This window comes from Leclercia sp. 1548 (assembly GCF_050435045.1).
GTDB lineage: Bacteria > Pseudomonadota > Gammaproteobacteria > Enterobacterales > Enterobacteriaceae > Enterobacter > Enterobacter adecarboxylatus.
Genome location: NZ_JBNDJP010000002.1, coordinates 735,357 through 750,257, shown reverse-complemented (window position 1 = coordinate 750,257; position 14,901 = coordinate 735,357). Strand labels below are relative to the sequence as shown.

General features: G+C 54.8%; 13 protein-coding genes and 1 pseudogene. 8 read left to right on the top strand and 6 right to left on the bottom strand.

The annotated features are described in order from the left end of the window. Positions 1-81 precede the first annotated feature (81 nt). Positions 82-357 (bottom strand): stress-induced protein YchH, encoded by a 276-nt coding sequence (gene ychH, locus ABIE02_RS08850; protein ID WP_032611349.1) that lies wholly within the window; start codon positions 355-357, stop codon positions 82-84. A gap of 274 nt (positions 358-631) precedes the next feature. On the opposite strand from ychH, the gene pth reads away from it, so the two are divergent. Both pth and ychF read left to right on the top strand, forming a co-directional pair. Next, positions 632-1,216: an aminoacyl-tRNA hydrolase gene (gene pth / locus ABIE02_RS08845; protein WP_032611351.1), complete on the top strand. Its 585-nt coding sequence runs from the start codon at positions 632-634 to the stop codon at positions 1,214-1,216. A 126-nt stretch (positions 1,217-1,342) separates the two neighbouring features. Then, positions 1,343-2,437, top strand: a complete 1,095-nt coding sequence (gene ychF, locus ABIE02_RS08840; RefSeq protein WP_032611353.1) for a redox-regulated ATPase YchF — start codon at positions 1,343-1,345, stop codon at positions 2,435-2,437. 64 nt (positions 2,438-2,501) lie between these two features. Here ychF and ABIE02_RS08835 read toward each other — a convergent pair whose 3' ends face one another. Together ABIE02_RS08835 and ABIE02_RS08830 are read right to left on the bottom strand one after the other, a co-directional pair. After that, positions 2,502-4,562, bottom strand: coding sequence for a beta-galactosidase (locus tag ABIE02_RS08835; protein WP_165717994.1), 2,061 nt, complete (start codon positions 4,560-4,562; stop codon positions 2,502-2,504). Positions 4,563-4,573: 11 nt separating this feature from the next. Further along, positions 4,574-5,806, bottom strand: a complete 1,233-nt coding sequence (locus ABIE02_RS08830; protein ID WP_051915985.1) for an oligosaccharide MFS transporter — start codon at positions 5,804-5,806, stop codon at positions 4,574-4,576. A gap of 340 nt (positions 5,807-6,146) precedes the next feature. Between ABIE02_RS08830 and ABIE02_RS08825 the strand changes: the two are divergent. Beyond that, positions 6,147-7,136 (top strand): annotated as a pseudogene (locus ABIE02_RS08825) (LacI family DNA-binding transcriptional regulator); the annotation flags it as partial. 42 nt (positions 7,137-7,178) lie between these two features. Here the strand turns inward: ABIE02_RS08825 and ftrA are convergent. Beyond that, positions 7,179-8,159, bottom strand: a complete 981-nt coding sequence (gene ftrA / locus ABIE02_RS08820) for a transcriptional regulator FtrA (protein ID WP_165717996.1) — start codon at positions 8,157-8,159, stop codon at positions 7,179-7,181. A gap of 109 nt (positions 8,160-8,268) precedes the next feature. On the opposite strand from ftrA, the gene ABIE02_RS08815 reads away from it, so the two are divergent. After that, a complete protein-coding gene (locus ABIE02_RS08815; protein ID WP_032611361.1) occupies positions 8,269-8,664 on the top strand; it encodes a rhodanese-like domain-containing protein in 396 nt (131 codons plus the stop codon). Positions 8,665-8,687: 23 nt separating this feature from the next. On the opposite strand, the gene ABIE02_RS08810 is transcribed toward ABIE02_RS08815, so the two are convergent. Next, a complete protein-coding gene (locus tag ABIE02_RS08810) occupies positions 8,688-10,124 on the bottom strand; it encodes a purine-cytosine permease family protein (protein ID WP_059307684.1) in 1,437 nt (478 codons plus the stop codon). 216 nt (positions 10,125-10,340) lie between these two features. Here ABIE02_RS08810 and ABIE02_RS08805 point away from each other — a divergent pair, with 216 nt between their 5' ends. The 4 genes from ABIE02_RS08805 to ABIE02_RS08790 all read left to right on the top strand — a co-directional run bounded on the left by ABIE02_RS08805 (position 10,341) and on the right by ABIE02_RS08790 (position 14,385). Continuing rightward, positions 10,341-10,913, top strand: a complete 573-nt coding sequence (locus ABIE02_RS08805) for a HutD/Ves family protein (protein WP_059307683.1) — start codon at positions 10,341-10,343, stop codon at positions 10,911-10,913. Beyond that, positions 10,906-13,179, top strand: a complete 2,274-nt coding sequence (locus ABIE02_RS08800) for an FdhF/YdeP family oxidoreductase (protein WP_336994517.1) — start codon at positions 10,906-10,908, stop codon at positions 13,177-13,179. Before ABIE02_RS08805 ends, ABIE02_RS08800 begins: the two co-directional genes overlap by 8 nt. Before the next feature lie 106 nt (positions 13,180-13,285). Further along, positions 13,286-13,693, top strand: a complete 408-nt coding sequence (locus ABIE02_RS08795; protein ID WP_051915989.1) for an MbcA/ParS/Xre antitoxin family protein — start codon at positions 13,286-13,288, stop codon at positions 13,691-13,693. Further along, positions 13,690-14,385, top strand: a complete 696-nt coding sequence (locus ABIE02_RS08790) for an RES family NAD+ phosphorylase (RefSeq protein WP_051915991.1) — start codon at positions 13,690-13,692, stop codon at positions 14,383-14,385. Before ABIE02_RS08795 ends, ABIE02_RS08790 begins: the two co-directional genes overlap by 4 nt. Positions 14,386-14,392: 7 nt before the next feature. Here ABIE02_RS08790 and ABIE02_RS08785 read toward each other — a convergent pair whose 3' ends face one another. Further along, positions 14,393-14,794 (bottom strand): YybH family protein, encoded by a 402-nt coding sequence (locus tag ABIE02_RS08785; RefSeq protein WP_032611372.1) that lies wholly within the window; start codon positions 14,792-14,794, stop codon positions 14,393-14,395. Between the last annotated feature and the right edge of the window lie 107 nt (positions 14,795-14,901).

Below are 14,901 nucleotides of genomic sequence, written 5' to 3'. Positions count from 1 at the left end.
TTACGTTACGTGAGGGTCAATACGTGATGCAAAAAAAAACGACTCCAGAAGGAGCCGTTTCGGTGTTCATTGGTGAGCACTTTAGCTGTGCTTATGCTGATCGCGACGGCAGCGCTTGTCGTAGTGGCGCACCCACCAGTATTTGTCGCAGACCTGCTCGTGACCGCTGACGCGGGCACCCGCCAGCCACAAGACTGCACCCAGGAAGATGCTCAGGACCGCGCCATGCGCAAAGTATTGCGGCAGGTCAAGTTGCGGTAGCTGGTTTAAAATGGAATACCCGACGCCAACCACCATAACCATCAATCCCAACCCCATTAGCACGTTACCGAGTAACGAAGCGTTTCTGCGTTTCATGTGTCACCTCCGTAGCTTTGGGTTGCAGGGGAATAATCTCCCTAATCCTTGTGTGTAAAGTATAGACACCACCCCTGGGCCTGATTGCGTGAGGGATCACATTTACGCACATCCGGGCAACAAAACTTTACAAATAAACCCTTGAGTTGCATGAAATTCTAATGGTTCAAAGCGGGTACTATTCAGGTTCTACGTAACGGCGTGCAGAATTTTGTCAAGCGACGCGGCAGACAGTACACTACGCGCCAGACTTAGCACTTTCAGGAACAAAAACGTGACGATTAAACTGATTGTCGGCCTGGCCAACCCCGGCGCGGAATATGCGGCTACCCGCCACAACGCGGGCGCCTGGTATGTTGATCTGCTGGCCGAACGGTTGCGCGCTCCCCTGCGCGAAGAAGCGAAATTCTTCGGGTATACCTCTCGCGTAAACCTGGCCGGAGCGGATGTGCGTCTGCTGGTGCCGACCACGTTTATGAATTTAAGCGGCAAAGCCGTGGCCGCGCTGGCGACCTTCTACCGTATCAACCCGGATGAGATCCTGGTTGCGCATGACGAACTGGATCTTCCTCCGGGTGTCGCAAAATTCAAACTCGGCGGCGGTCACGGTGGGCATAATGGTCTAAAAGACATCATCAGCAAACTGGGCAATAACCCTAATTTTCACCGTTTGCGCATCGGTATTGGTCATCCGGGCGATAAAAACAAAGTTGTTGGCTTTGTGCTCGGTAAGCCTCCGGTTTCCGAACAGAAACTGATCGACGAAGCGGTAGACGAAGCGGCGCGTTGCACCGAAATCTGGCTGCAGGATGGCTTAACCAAAGCCACCAACCGTTTGCACGCTTTTAAAGCGCAATAACCGGGGCGCGGCGCCTTTTTTGCCCCGCACGCTGCGGGTTACGTGTATAATAGGCGTAGTTATTTACTTTTCTTCGACTCGTTAATGTTAACGTGTTGAATATCAAGATATTAAGGTGATTCAGAAATGGGATTCAAATGCGGTATCGTTGGTCTGCCTAACGTTGGCAAATCCACCCTGTTTAACGCGCTGACTAAAGCGGGCATCGAAGCGGCTAACTTCCCGTTCTGCACCATCGAGCCAAACACCGGTGTCGTGCCAATGCCCGATCCGCGTCTGGACCAGCTCGCGGAGATCGTTAAGCCGCAGCGTATTCTGCCAACCACCATGGAGTTCGTGGACATTGCAGGCCTGGTGAAAGGCGCGTCCAAAGGCGAAGGCCTGGGCAACCAGTTCCTGACCAACATCCGTGAAACCGAAGCCATTGGCCACGTTGTCCGTTGCTTTGAAAACGACAACATCATCCACGTGAACAACAAAGTGGATCCAGCTGACGATATCGAAGTCATCAACACCGAACTGGCCCTGTCTGACCTCGACACGTGCGAGCGCGCCCTGCATCGCGTGCAGAAGAAAGCCAAAGGTGGCGACAAAGACGCGAAAGCAGAACAGGCCGCGCTGGAAAAATGCCTGCCACAGCTGGAAAACGCCGGCATGCTGCGCGCGCTGAAAAACCTGACAGAAGAAGACAAAGCGGCGATCAAATACCTGAGCTTCCTGACCCTGAAGCCAACCATGTACATCGCTAACGTCAACGAAGACGGTTTCGAAAACAACCCATACCTCGACAAAGTGCGCGAAATCGCGGCAGCCGAAGGCTCTGTGGTGGTGGCGGTCTGTGCCGCGGTAGAATCCGATATCGCCGAGCTGGACGATGCCGACCGTGAAGAGTTCATGGCCGAGCTGGGCCTGGAAGAGCCAGGTCTGAACCGCGTGATCCGCGCCGGTTACGAACTGCTGAACCTGCAAACTTACTTCACCGCTGGCGTGAAAGAAGTGCGTGCCTGGACTATCCCTGTAGGCGCAACCGCTCCACAGGCAGCGGGTAAAATCCACACCGATTTCGAGAAAGGCTTTATTCGTGCGCAGACTATCGCGTTTGAAGACTTCATCACCTATAAAGGTGAGCAAGGCGCGAAAGAAGCGGGCAAGATGCGTGCAGAAGGGAAAGATTACATCGTTAAAGATGGCGATGTAATGAACTTCCTGTTCAACGTTTAAGGTTTAGCTACCTGAAAAAAATCCACGCCGATGCGTGGATTTTTTTTGATAAAAGGAAAGCCCCTTATTCCTTTTCTGCTAAAAACACTTCTGCGCCAAATGCAGGCAGCGGATAGTGATCCCCCTGCAGCACATCGCCATTGAGTAAGGGTTTCAGCGTCCGGCTTTCTTCTGCCAAATCAAGCGTGACGGCTTGTTTGCCATAGTTCTGTACAAAGATATATGCCTGCCCTTCGCTCTGCCTTGCCGTTGCAACCACACCTTTTGGCAGGGGCATCGATGTAGAGGCGGTAATGCAATTTTCATCAGCAACCATCCGGTAAAAATCGTGCAGAAAATCCCCATCGGTTCTTGCTGCAAGGTAATACGCCTGCCCATTTCCCCAGGTGTTACGGGTTACTGCTGGCCGGCCCGCGTAAAAATCCTGTTGGTAGACGCCCAGGACTTCTGCCGTTTCCGCATGAATAAGATCGCAAAGCTCCCGACATTCATACTCGCGTCCCGGACTGTGCCAGGTTGATGACGTCATGCTGATTTGATTCGTTTCGCCGTCATACAGACCGTCGATCTCTTCCGACCAGATACCCAATACGTCGCGTAAAGGCCCCGGGAAACCAGTTGTGAAGCACAGATCATCCGTATTAACGATACCTGTCCAGTAGGTCGCAATAAACACCCCGCCAGCCGCCACGAACTGATTAACGCGTTCGGCAAAGGCTTCATTCACCATATAGAGCATCGGGGCGACGATTACCCGGTATGCGCTGAGGTCGGACTGTTGGCAAACAATATCCACCGGGATACTCTGCTGCCACAGCGCCTGGTAGTGCTGCTGCACCGTCTCTTCAAAGTGGATACCACAGTTACGTGGCCCGGCGGCGTCGTTGACCGCCCAGCGATTATCCCAGTCATAGACCATCGCCACCTCAGCCCGATAATCCCCGCCTGCTACCGGTGCCAGTTTCTCAAGCGCAGCGCCAACCTGCTTGATATCTCGCCCGACGCGGGTATTGAGATGGCCGACGTGATCTACCACCGCACCGTGTAATTTTTCGACCGAACCCCGGCTTTTACGCCACTGAAAATATTGTACCGAGTCAGAACCGTGGGCAATCGCCTGCATTGCCGACAGCAGATGCATCCCCGGTCTTTTGAGTTTGCTGACTGCCTGCCAGTTGGTGGTCCCGGGAGTGGACTCCATCAACAGAAACGGCAATCCGGGCTTCAGGCTTCGCATCAGATCAAACGTGAAGGCCGTGTAAGAGGCGATATTTTCCTGTTGTTGAGTTTTATGCCATTCCGGATAGCTGTCCCATGAGATGAAATCGACCTCCTGCGCCAGGCGCCAGTAATCGTAATCATTAAATACACCGTGAAAATTAGTGGTGGCAGGCATAGTGGGATTGAAGGCTTTCACCGTCTGAATTTCATGACGGCAAAACAGCGCAACCTGCTCACTCATAAAGCGTCGCCAGTCGATATTCAGTCCATGGACCGACTGTTCACCCAGTGGCCCCGGCGAATGAATCTGGCTCCAGCTCGAATATTCGTGGCTCCAGAATGCACCCCACCAGCGCTGGTTCAGGTTCTCTAACGTCTGATACTTCTGTTTCAGCCAGTCGCGGAATGCCTGCTGGCAAATATCACAGTGGCAGTCACCGCCATACTCGTTTGAAATATGCCAGGCCAACACTGCCGGGTGATGCGCATAACGTTTCGCCAGTTGCTTATTAATATTTCCGGTCAGTCGTAAATATTCAGGAGATGAAACACAGTGATTATGTCGCTCCCCATGCAGATTTTTCGTCAAATCTTTATTGGTCCGTAATACCTCTGGGTATTTTTCTGAAACCCAGGCCGGTCTTGCACCGCTCGGTGTCGCCAGGAAGACATAAATCCCACTGGCGTAGAGGGTATCCAGAACGCTATCCAGCCAGCCAAACTGATATTCACCTTCTGCGGGTTCAAGTTTAGACCAGCTAAATATCCCTACCGACATCACGTTGCATTTTGTCTCTTTCATCATCGCGATATCCTTCTCAAGAATATCGGGCTGACTGAGCCACTGGTCCGGATTATAATCGGCACCGTGCAATAAATTGAGGTCCGTAAATAATTTGCTCATATTTTTCTTCCTTATGCTAAGGACGCTCTCTCCTGAGAAAGATCAACGGCTTTTCCTTTTCTGCTCCTGAGCGAAAATACCGAGAACAGCGTAAACAGCCCTGAAACAGCGCCAAGAATGATATAGGTATTAGCAAACCCAATGGTGTCGTATAAATGCCCCACCACCGGGGAATAAACTGTCGTCGCAATGGATGCTGCAAACAGCACCAGTAAATAGATTGTGGATGACAATTTATGGTCAAAATTCTGGGCAATAAACTTAAAGACGGAGATCAGGATTAAGGGTTTTTCAATGGCGTGCATCATCTTCACTGCCGCAATCCATACCGGACCCAGCGGAACCGCAGATCCCAGAATACGCACCGACATGATCGTCCCGGCTATGACCAGCGCCCACTTCGCCCCGACGCGATTGACAAACCACGGCATCAGCCCAAGGAATAAAGTTTCGCCACACACCTGAATGGATGCCAGAGTGCCGTACCATTTATTCCCTTCGTCAACGCTCGGGAACTGTAAAGAGAAGTACTGCGCAAACTGTTGGTCGTAGGTATCATAGATTTGGGTAACAAACAGCGTAAAAATAATCAGCATCCAGAACTGCTTGTCTTTCATTAATTCAAAAACATGCCCCGCTTTCAATGACGAGGTCATCTTCTCTTCTTCCAGTGTGACTGTGATTTTCGTCAGCATAAAGCAGACAGCCGCTAAGACAATGGCAATACTGGCCAGCCAGAAAGAGAGATTGGGATTATCGTTAATATTACGCCCGACAATATAGGCCGCAGCCGCCCATCCCAAAGAGCCCCACATTCTCACACGTCCATATTCGAAAGCGTAGCGGCGGGATATTTTGTCAATATACGAGTCAATGACTCCACACCCGGAGTTAAAAATAACCCCAAGATAAATGCCGCCCAGAATCGCGCCCAACCAGAAGGAGCTGACGAGCAGGGGCGCATAAATATAGATAAAGAACGGCCCGACCGGCAGCAGCAAAGCAATAATTAAAAAAATCAGCGATTTTTTTGTGCCGAATTTATCTGATATAAAGCCAAAAAATGGCTGCATGGTCAGCGCAATAAAGGCGTTTATTGCATACAACCACCCCGTTTGGGTAGCGCTAATGCCTAAATGCTGAGTCGTCCAGATGACAAAAAAAGCCATCGTTGACGACCAGGCAAACAGATAGAGAAAATCGAAAATACTTAAAAGGACATAGTTCCTTTTACCGGTAACCATATTTTTCTTCCTCAAGAAGGAACAGGGTCGGTGCTTCACTGAGGGCTCAGCGAGTCGCGTTCTTTTGGATAATGCCTGGGACGATATGCACCCGATTGCTGATGATGTGAAAATGTATGACGTTCACATCAACGTGTTACATACAATACCTGACAAAAGACGCGAACAACTCTCCTTGATGAAAAGTGCAATCAACATCACAGAACGTAATTTTAAATGCAGAAAAAGGTGAGCAAGATCGCCAAATTTCGCCATGTGAAGGTATGACATTTTGATATAATTTCGCTCACGCCACCGATGACAGGCGTTTTTTCAGCCACGCAAACAGAAAGGATTGAGGGTGAACAAGAACAGAAATGCGACCCTGGAAGATGTGGCGCGTCAGGCCGGTGTCTCCTACCAGACCGTCTCCCGGGTACTCAATAAATCGGTGAACGTTGCCGAAAAAACGCGTCTTCGTGTCGAGCAGGCGATTGAAGATTTGCGCTACGTTCCTAACCGTCTGGCGCAACAGCTGGTCGGTAAACGCACCCAGACGCTGGGGTTAGTGACCACCTCCCTCGCACTGCATGCGCCGTCGCAAATCGCCGCCTCCGTGAAAAAGCACGCCCGTGAGGCGGGTTACCAGGTCCTGATTTCGATGATTGATGAAGCTGACCCTACGGCCATACAGCAATCGATTAACGATTTTAAATCCCAGTTTATCGAAAAAATCCTGATTAACGTCCCGCTGGAAACCCCTCCTGCCAGAAAGCTGGCTGAACAAAATAACGACGTCACCTGTCTGTTTCTCGACGTTGCACCGGACAGCGGTGTGTTTCATGTCATCTTTGATCCGGCAAACGGTACCCGGGAGAGCGTTAAACGCTTATGCGAACTGGGGCATAACAGCATCGTACTGATGCCGGGCCCTCAGCACTCTATCTCGGCAAAGCTGCGTCTGGAAAACTGGATAAGCAGCCTGGCGACATTTGGCAAAACGCCCGCAGCCGTTATTTTTGGTACCTGGGATGCCCAAAGCGGCCACGATGGCGCGCGGCAGCTTATCGAAAATGAGATCGAATTTAGCGCTCTGCTGGTGGGTAACGACCAGATGGCGCTAGGCGCTTTGAGTGCGCTCAATAAGGCGCAGATAGAGGTACCCCATCAGGTTTCCATTATCGGCTACGATGACAGTTACGAAAGCGCCTTTTTCATCCCTTCCCTTACCACTGTGCGCCTCGATTTAGACGCCCAGGGTAAAGAAGCGGTGGCCAGAGTGCTCGCGGCGACACCCGAAAGCATACCTGACAGCAGCATTTTGCCCGCTGAATTTATTTTACGTGATTCGATTGCGACGAACTGACAGAGATAAAAAAGCCGCGCGAGCGGGCTACTCAGCCTTAATGACTCTCCGCGCTGGCTGAGCAAACCCCCTCCGGTACGCCGCAGGCGTGGTCGATAGCTGATTTCTGAAGTGATGACGCATCGTCGCCACGCTGCCAAACCCCACTTCCTCCGCAATGCGCTCCAGCGACAGCTGGCTGTTCTCCAGCAGATCCTGGCTGCGACTCAGGCGGGCCTTCAACAACCACTGGGCAGGGGTTTTACCGGTCGTCGCTGCAAAGCGGCGCAGAAAAGTGCGTGGACTCATCCCGACAAACTTCGCCAGTGAATCGACGCTGTGCGGGGCGGCAAGGTTTTCAAGCAAATAATCAAACAGCGCGCCAAGCCGATGGCCTTCGTAGGCGACGGGTACCGCCTGCTGGATAAACTGTGCCTGACCCCCATCGCGATGCGGGGACACGACCAGCCGACGCGCCACCTGGTTGGCCGCCACGCTACCATAATCCCGTCGCACCAGGTGCAGGCACAGGTCGATCCCCGCCGCGCTTCCGGCCGAGGTGAGCACATCACCGTTATCGATATACAACACATCCGGCGTCACCTGAATGGCGGAATAACGCTGTTGCAGCACGTCAGTATACCGCCAGTGGGTCGTCGCCTGCCGGTTGTTGAGCAACCCTGCGGCGGCCAGCACAAAGACGCCAGAGCAGATAGAGAGGATCCGCGCCCCACGCGCGTGGGCGGCAACCAACTGCTCGCACAGTGCGGCGGGGACCGGGACATCCGCGCCCCGCCAGCCGGGGACGATAATGGTCCCGGCTTCCGCCAGCAGCTCCAGCCCGCCGTCAATCACCAGCCGGATGCCGCCTGTGGCGCGCAACGCCCCCGGTTCGACCCCCGCCACTGCAAAGCGATACCAGTTATCCCCCATTTCAGGGCGTGCAAGGCCGAAAATTTCCACGGCAATGCCGAATTCAAACGTGCATAAGCCGTCATAGGCCAGAGCCACAACCAGAGGATTGTTCATTACCGCACTCAGGGTATTTTTGTCAGGATCCTGATGGTATATGGCATTTCTGCCTGCTGTCAAAACAGCGCGACAATCGTAAAGTGATGGCTCAACTCAGGAGGACATGATGAGCTATGTAACTGATTACCCTGCTGCGTCAGCAGAAAACGCGGCGAAGCACTTTTTACAACGACTGAGCGTGGAAACGGATTGCGATGATGTCCATACCGCGCTTAAAGAGGGTGATGTCGATTTTGTATTGCTGCATGTGGTGGGCACCCCGGAGGCGTTTGCTCGCCGTCATATTCCGGGGGCGCTGCATCTGCGACATCGTGATATGACCGCGCAAAGCATGGCGGAATGGCCAGCCGATACCCTGTTTGTGGTCTATTGCGCCGGGCCGCACTGCAACGGCGCCGATCGCGCGGCGCTGAAGCTGGCACAACTGGGCCGCCCGGTGAAGATCATGATTGGGGGTCTGACCGGATGGGCCGACGAAGGTTTTGCGTTTAACGCCGCATAACGCCCCGGGTCGGCCCTCCACCCTTACCTGCCTGTTGCCGGATAGATGGTCTGTTCCGGCAACACCCGGCGATCAAAACGTCTGAAGGCATAGTACAGCGCCGCCGTGCAGAACCAGCCGATGATCCACGACACATCGTTGTCGGCAAAAATCCAGGTCAGCGAACCGTGGTAGAGCGGGTTCTCGATAAATGGCAACTGGATCAGTACGCCCACGGCATACACGCTGATACCAAACATATTCCAGTATCCATAACGTTGGCGGGGATCGAACAGCGCCGGAATATCTACCGTTTTACGGGAAATAATGAAGTAGTCGGTCAGGCTGATGGCACTCCAGGGCACAAAGAACGCCAGCAGGAACAGCAGGAAATGGGTGAAGTGTTTCAGGAATGCGGGTTCACTGAGCAGTGCAATTACGCAGGAGATGGCTACCATCAGCACCACAAAGATCACCCGGCTTCTCTGGCTCAACGTGGTCTGGTTGCGAAAACCGGACACGATGGTCGTCAGTGACATAAAGCTGCCGTAGGCGTTCAGGGTAGTAAAGGTGATTTTGCCGAAGCAGATGGCAAAGTAGATCACCATCGCCATTGCTTCACTTTTACCCAACCCGACGATATAGCTCACCTCATGTCCCTTAAAAGCGCTCCCGGCAATCGCCGCGGTGATCACTCCCAGCGTCATCGACGCCTGGGTGCCCAGCACCGTACCGCTAAAGACCGAGAAGAAGGTTTTCACGCCCGAGACGTTGCGCGGCAGATAGCGCGAGTAGTCCGACACATAGGGGCAAAAGGCGATCTGCCATGAGGAGGAGAGCGACACCGCCAGCAAGAACATCGGCATCGAGAAGTGATTATTCTGCACAATCGCCCCCAGGTCGCTGGACATCAGCAGCGCGATAAACAAATAGACAAACGCCAGCACCCCTACCACGCTCGCCACCTTGCCGAGCTTGTGGATCACGCGATATCCCAGCACCGCAATCACGATTATAATCGCGCTGAACAGGATCATCCCCGCGACGTTCGACACCGACAGCAGTTTCGCCATCGCCTGTCCGGCCAGCACCGTGCCGCTGGCTGAGAAGCCTACGTACATCACGCATACCAGCACCAGCGGGATCACCGCGCCCAGGACGCCAAACTGCGCGCGGCTGATGATCATCTGCGGCAGGCCCAGACGTGGCCCCTGCAGGGCATGGAACGACATCACCACCGCGCCGAGTACCTGTCCCACCAGCAGGCCAATAATAGACCACACCACATCGCCGCCCAGCACGACCGCCAGCGCCCCGGTCACAATGGCCGTAATCTGCAGGTTACCGCCAAACCACAGCGTAAACTGACTGAAGGGATGACCGTGGCGTTCATTATCCGGGATGTAATCAATGGAGCGCGTTTCCGATAACCGCGTCCCGTTTTTCTTAGACTGCTCTTCTGAAGACGAAAAAGACGACATAGTTTTCTCTCTGAATGGATGATTAATGACCGCCAGACACCCAGCATGCGTCAGGGCAACGCCACATGACAGATCATGTATATACAACCATTGACATCTGCCCACACGAATCTGATGATGGATTTGTGAACTGAACTGTGAATAATTTGTAATTGTTTTGAAAATTATCTGTAGCGAAGATAGATCATTAACCCCCAATATCAGGGTGAAAAGGATATGATTACGCCCTTCACGTTCGCTTCCTTGCCGGTCACTCCGTGGAAAAACGGGGCGGGTGAAACCCGGGAGATCGTCAGCATTCCCTCTGCAGATGCCCCCTTTCTGTGGCGGGCCAGCATTGCCACGCTTGCCCAGGAGGGTCCTTTCTCCCTCTTTCCTGGCGTCGATCGGGTAATCATGTTGCTCGGCGATGGCGGGCTGTGGCTGCGCGGTGACGATCTGCTTCACCGCCTTGAGCCTGGCGTTCCCTGGGCATTTCCGGGAGAGTGGCGTCTTGCCACCGAGGGCGTCAGCGGACCAGGCCTGGACTTTAACGTTATGACCCAGCGCAGTCGGGCCTCCGCGCAAGTGACAATTGCCACTACCGCTCAGCAACCCGGCGCAGAAGGCATCGCCTTTGTGCTGAAGGGGGACTGGCAGCTCGCCGGAAATCATTACTCTCTGGCCAGCGGGATCTGGTGGCAGGGAGAGACGCCGGGGGCGTTTATGCCACACTCAGAGGAGGCCTCGCTGCTGCTGGCCGACATTCGCCGCCATAATGAGATACCCGACAGGAGTAAAAATGAATAACAACAGACGAAACGTTCCCGGGATCCGCCATTACGCCGGTCCGGCGGGCGGCTGGGGAGCCTTAAAGGCGACGGCAATCGCCGTGCGCACGCAGATGGATGCCTTTGACGCCCCCGCCACGTTGTTGCGCACCAACCAGCCCGACGGCTTTGACTGCCCGGGCTGCGCCTGGCCGGATAAAGAACACAAATCCACCTTCCAGTTTTGCGAGAACGGGGCCAAAGCAGTGACGTGGGAAGCGACCACGAAGCGCGTCACGCCAGACTTTTTCGCGGCGCACACCGTCAGTGACCTGTGGGCGAAAAGCGATTTTGAGCTGGAAGGCTATGGCCGTCTGACCCATCCCATGAAGTACGATCCCCAAAGCGACACCTTTCGCCCGGTAGAGTGGGACGACGCCTTTGCCCGTATCGGGGAGGTACTGCGCGATCTTTCGCCGGATCAGGTGGAGTTTTACACCTCCGGGCGCGCCTCGAACGAAGCGGCGTTCCTGTATCAGCTGTTCGCCCGCGAACTGGGCACCAATAATTTCCCCGACTGCTCCAACATGTGCCATCAGGCCACCAGCGTCGGCCTGCCCCGCTCTATCGGTATAGGAAAAGGCACCGTCTCGCTGGAGGATTTTGACCACACCGAACTGGTGATCTCCATCGGGCATAATCCGGGCACCAACCACCCGCGGATGATGGGCACGCTGCACGAACTTGCCCGCCGGGGGGTACCGATTATCGTCTTTAATCCGCTGCGCGAAACGGCGCTGGAGCGTTTTGCCGATCCGCAAAGCGTCAAAGAGATGGCAACCTACAGCGCGACCGACATCGCCTCAACCTATTACCAGGTCAAAGCCGGGGGCGACGCCGCCGCGTTAAAAGGGATTGCAAAACATCTTCTGGTCCTGGACGCGCTGGATCATGATTTTATCGCCACCCAGACTGAGGGGTTTACCACGTTTGCCGCCGATATTGCCGCCACCCCCTGGGAGGCCATAGAACGCGAGTCCGGCCTGAGCCGCGCCGACCTGGAGAACGTGGCGCAGATCTACGCCGCTTCCAGCGCCACCATCATTACCTACGGCATGGGGATCACCCAGCACAACAAAGGTACCGCCAACGTGCGCCTGATTGCCGACCTGCTGTTGCTGCGTGGCAATATCGGTAAGCCCGGCGCGGGCATCTGCCCGTTGCGCGGCCACTCCAACGTGCAGGGCAACCGCACGGTGGGGATCACTGAAAAACCCTCAGCCGCCTTCCTTGACCGGCTGGGCACGGTGTTTGGCTTTACCCCGCCAGCTGCGCACGGTCACGACGCGGTGCAGGCCGCGCAGGCGATGATCGACGGCCAGGCAAAAGCGCTGCTCTGCCTGGGGGGCAATTTTGCCGTGGCGATGCCGGATCACGACAAGGCTTTCCCGGCGCTGAAAACGCTGGATCTCAGCGTGCATGTGGCGACCAAACTGAACCGCACGCACCTGCTGGTGGGTAAAGAGACGTATCTGCTGCCCTGCCTGGGGCGCACCGAACTGGATATGCAGCGCAGCGGCCAGCAGTCGATCACCGTGGAAGATTCCATGTCGATGGTGCATGCCTCCAGCGGGAAGCTGAAACCGGCCTCCCCTTTCCTGCGCTCAGAACCGGCCATTGTCGCCGGGATCGCCCACGCCACCCTGACGAACAGCAAAACCGACTGGCTGGAGCTGGTCGCCGATTACGACCGCATCCGCGACCGAATTGAACAGACCCTTCCCGGCTTTGAGAACTTTAACGCCCGCATCCGGGTACCCGGCGGATTCCGTATGCCGCTGCCGCCTACCGAGCGCGTCTGGCCGACGGCAACCGGCAAAGCGATGTTCTCCCTGTTTGACGGCGTAACCGAGAACAGCCCGGGGGAAGGTGAAAACGTCCTGCGTCTGGTGACCCTGCGCAGCCACGACCAGTACAACACCACTATCTACGCCCTCGACGATCGCTATCGCGGGGTTTTCGGTCGTCGCGACGTGCTGTTTATGAACGAAGAGGATATGCAGCAGCAGGGACTGGAGCATGGCGACCGGGTGGATATCACCACCGCCCTCCCCGACAGTCAGCAGCGCCTCGACGACATCACCGTCGTGGCGTACAGCATTGCGCCCGGTACGGTGGCCGCCTATTACCCGGAGGCTAACGTGCTGGTTCCGCTGAACTATCTGGATAAAGAGAGCGGTACCCCGTCGTATAAATCGGTGCCGGTGCAGATCACTCTGCGTTCAAAGGAGATTCGCCCTTTATAAAACGTCACGATCGTCGCCCGGAGCAAAGATGTCTTCACGTAGACATATTGGTATATTTAGTTCATGCTAAGACTATATCAATCACTCTGCGCTGAGGGAGCATCCCATGACGAAGCACCTGAACCTGGACTCTGAAGCCCGCGGCGATCGCGATCTGATCGCCATCAGAGCCGCAATGAATATTCTGGAAAAATGGGGCTGCTCGACAGAGCAGCAGCAGAACATTCTGCAGCTCTCCAGAGCGGCGCTCTACAAATACCGACAGAAAGAGACGAAGACAGCCTCGCTGACTCACGACCAGTTGACCCGAATCAGCTACCTGCTGAATATGCATTCGGCACTGCGCATTGTGTTCAGTAACCCGGAGAACGTCTACGGATTCATGACCATGGAAAACCACAATGCTTACTTCAATGGGGCAACGCCATTATCCCTGATTGAGGGCGGTGAGTTCGGCAACCTGCACGAAGTGGCGAAACGGGTGGACGTGCTGCGCGGAGGCCTCGCCGGATGATCCATCCCGAGATCCCCCGTACCGCGGTGGTTCCCCTCAAGGGCTACCGGCTGCTGCATACCAAGTATCCTGCCATCTATGTCTTCGAAGACGTCGCCACGCCCGAGGCATTCGATGTGTTGTATGAGATCCAGAAGCTCACCAATCCGCGCCTGACCCAGGAGGTGGGCAATCTCGCTCTGCTCCCGCGTAAAGAGTGGGTGCTGGGGATCCGCGGGGCGCACTATGCAATGGCCGCCTTTACCCACGTTAACCCGGACGGTAGCCGCTTTTCGAACGGCGATTATGGCGTTTACTACCTCGGAGACAGCAAAGAGACGGCGCTGGCCGAAATTGTCTACCACTGCCATCTTTACTGGCATAACGTGCCGGATCTGAAGTTCGAACGCTTCGAATACCGCTGCCTGGAGACCGAACTGGAGGGCTGTGCGTTTGCCGATATTACCGGCCTGCCGGATTCACACCCCTGGTATCATCCCACCGACTACCACGAGCCACAGCAGTTTGGCGCTCGGCTGCGCGTCGCGGGGGAGACCGGGGTGACCTATCGCTCGGTTCGTAAACCTGGCGGCATCTGCTGGGCGCTACTCACGCCAAAACCTATTACCAGCATCATTCAGACCTCTCTGCACCAGATTATCTGGGACAAAGGGATTGTCAGCATCGGACTGGTCACGCCAGTCAGCAAATAAAAGTGCTTCAGGCAGACTCAGCGTCCAGGACAGATGTCCCATAAGAGTTATCAATGGTGCACAGCCAACGATCGTTTTCCAGGCGGAAAACATAGGTTGCGCGGCGGGTGATTTCTGTCGTGCCGCCCTGTTCATCCGGGAAAAAAAGATGGGTTTCCATGATCACCAGCGCATCTCCCCCGCCTTCAATGACCTGGATATCGCCCTGTTTCACGATAAGCTGATCCTGAAAATAATCAGCGATAGAAACAAAGGCGTTGCGGATATTATTCTTACCTTTCACGATCATGCCGGGCTTTACGACCAGCGCGGCGTCTTCAGCGTAATACTCCATCAGCGAGTCAAAATCTTTAGCTGAGATCGCCCTGTCACACGACTTGATGATCTGGCAAAGCGGATGTTCGTTCATGTGTATTTCTCCTGGTTAATGACGGCCTGTATTCACTGTACCATCAGCCAGCCCAATATGTAGGCCAAAGACGCGCGACGCCCCGCAGGCCCTCCGATAAGACGCCG

What these genes read in the sequence shown, in the direction of transcription:
- ABIE02_RS08810 (WP_059307684.1), bottom strand. Translation starts at nt 10,124, where the DNA reads ATGTCGTCTTTTTCGTCTTCAGAAGAGCAGTCTAAGAAAAACGGGACG.
- ychF (WP_032611353.1), top strand. Translation starts at nt 1,343, where the DNA reads ATGGGATTCAAATGCGGTATCGTTGGTCTGCCTAACGTTGGCAAATCC.
- ABIE02_RS08815 (WP_032611361.1), top strand. Translation starts at nt 8,269, where the DNA reads ATGAGCTATGTAACTGATTACCCTGCTGCGTCAGCAGAAAACGCGGCG.
- ABIE02_RS08835 (WP_165717994.1), bottom strand. Translation starts at nt 4,562, where the DNA reads ATGAGCAAATTATTTACGGACCTCAATTTATTGCACGGTGCCGATTAT.
- ftrA (WP_165717996.1), bottom strand. Translation starts at nt 8,159, where the DNA reads ATGAACAATCCTCTGGTTGTGGCTCTGGCCTATGACGGCTTATGCACG.
- ychH (WP_032611349.1), bottom strand. Translation starts at nt 357, where the DNA reads ATGAAACGCAGAAACGCTTCGTTACTCGGTAACGTGCTAATGGGGTTG.
- ABIE02_RS08785 (WP_032611372.1), bottom strand. Translation starts at nt 14,794, where the DNA reads ATGAACGAACATCCGCTTTGCCAGATCATCAAGTCGTGTGACAGGGCG.
- ABIE02_RS08805 (WP_059307683.1), top strand. Translation starts at nt 10,341, where the DNA reads ATGATTACGCCCTTCACGTTCGCTTCCTTGCCGGTCACTCCGTGGAAA.
- ABIE02_RS08795 (WP_051915989.1), top strand. Translation starts at nt 13,286, where the DNA reads ATGACGAAGCACCTGAACCTGGACTCTGAAGCCCGCGGCGATCGCGAT.
- ABIE02_RS08800 (WP_336994517.1), top strand. Translation starts at nt 10,906, where the DNA reads ATGAATAACAACAGACGAAACGTTCCCGGGATCCGCCATTACGCCGGT.
- ABIE02_RS08790 (WP_051915991.1), top strand. Translation starts at nt 13,690, where the DNA reads ATGATCCATCCCGAGATCCCCCGTACCGCGGTGGTTCCCCTCAAGGGC.
- ABIE02_RS08830 (WP_051915985.1), bottom strand. Translation starts at nt 5,806, where the DNA reads ATGGTTACCGGTAAAAGGAACTATGTCCTTTTAAGTATTTTCGATTTT.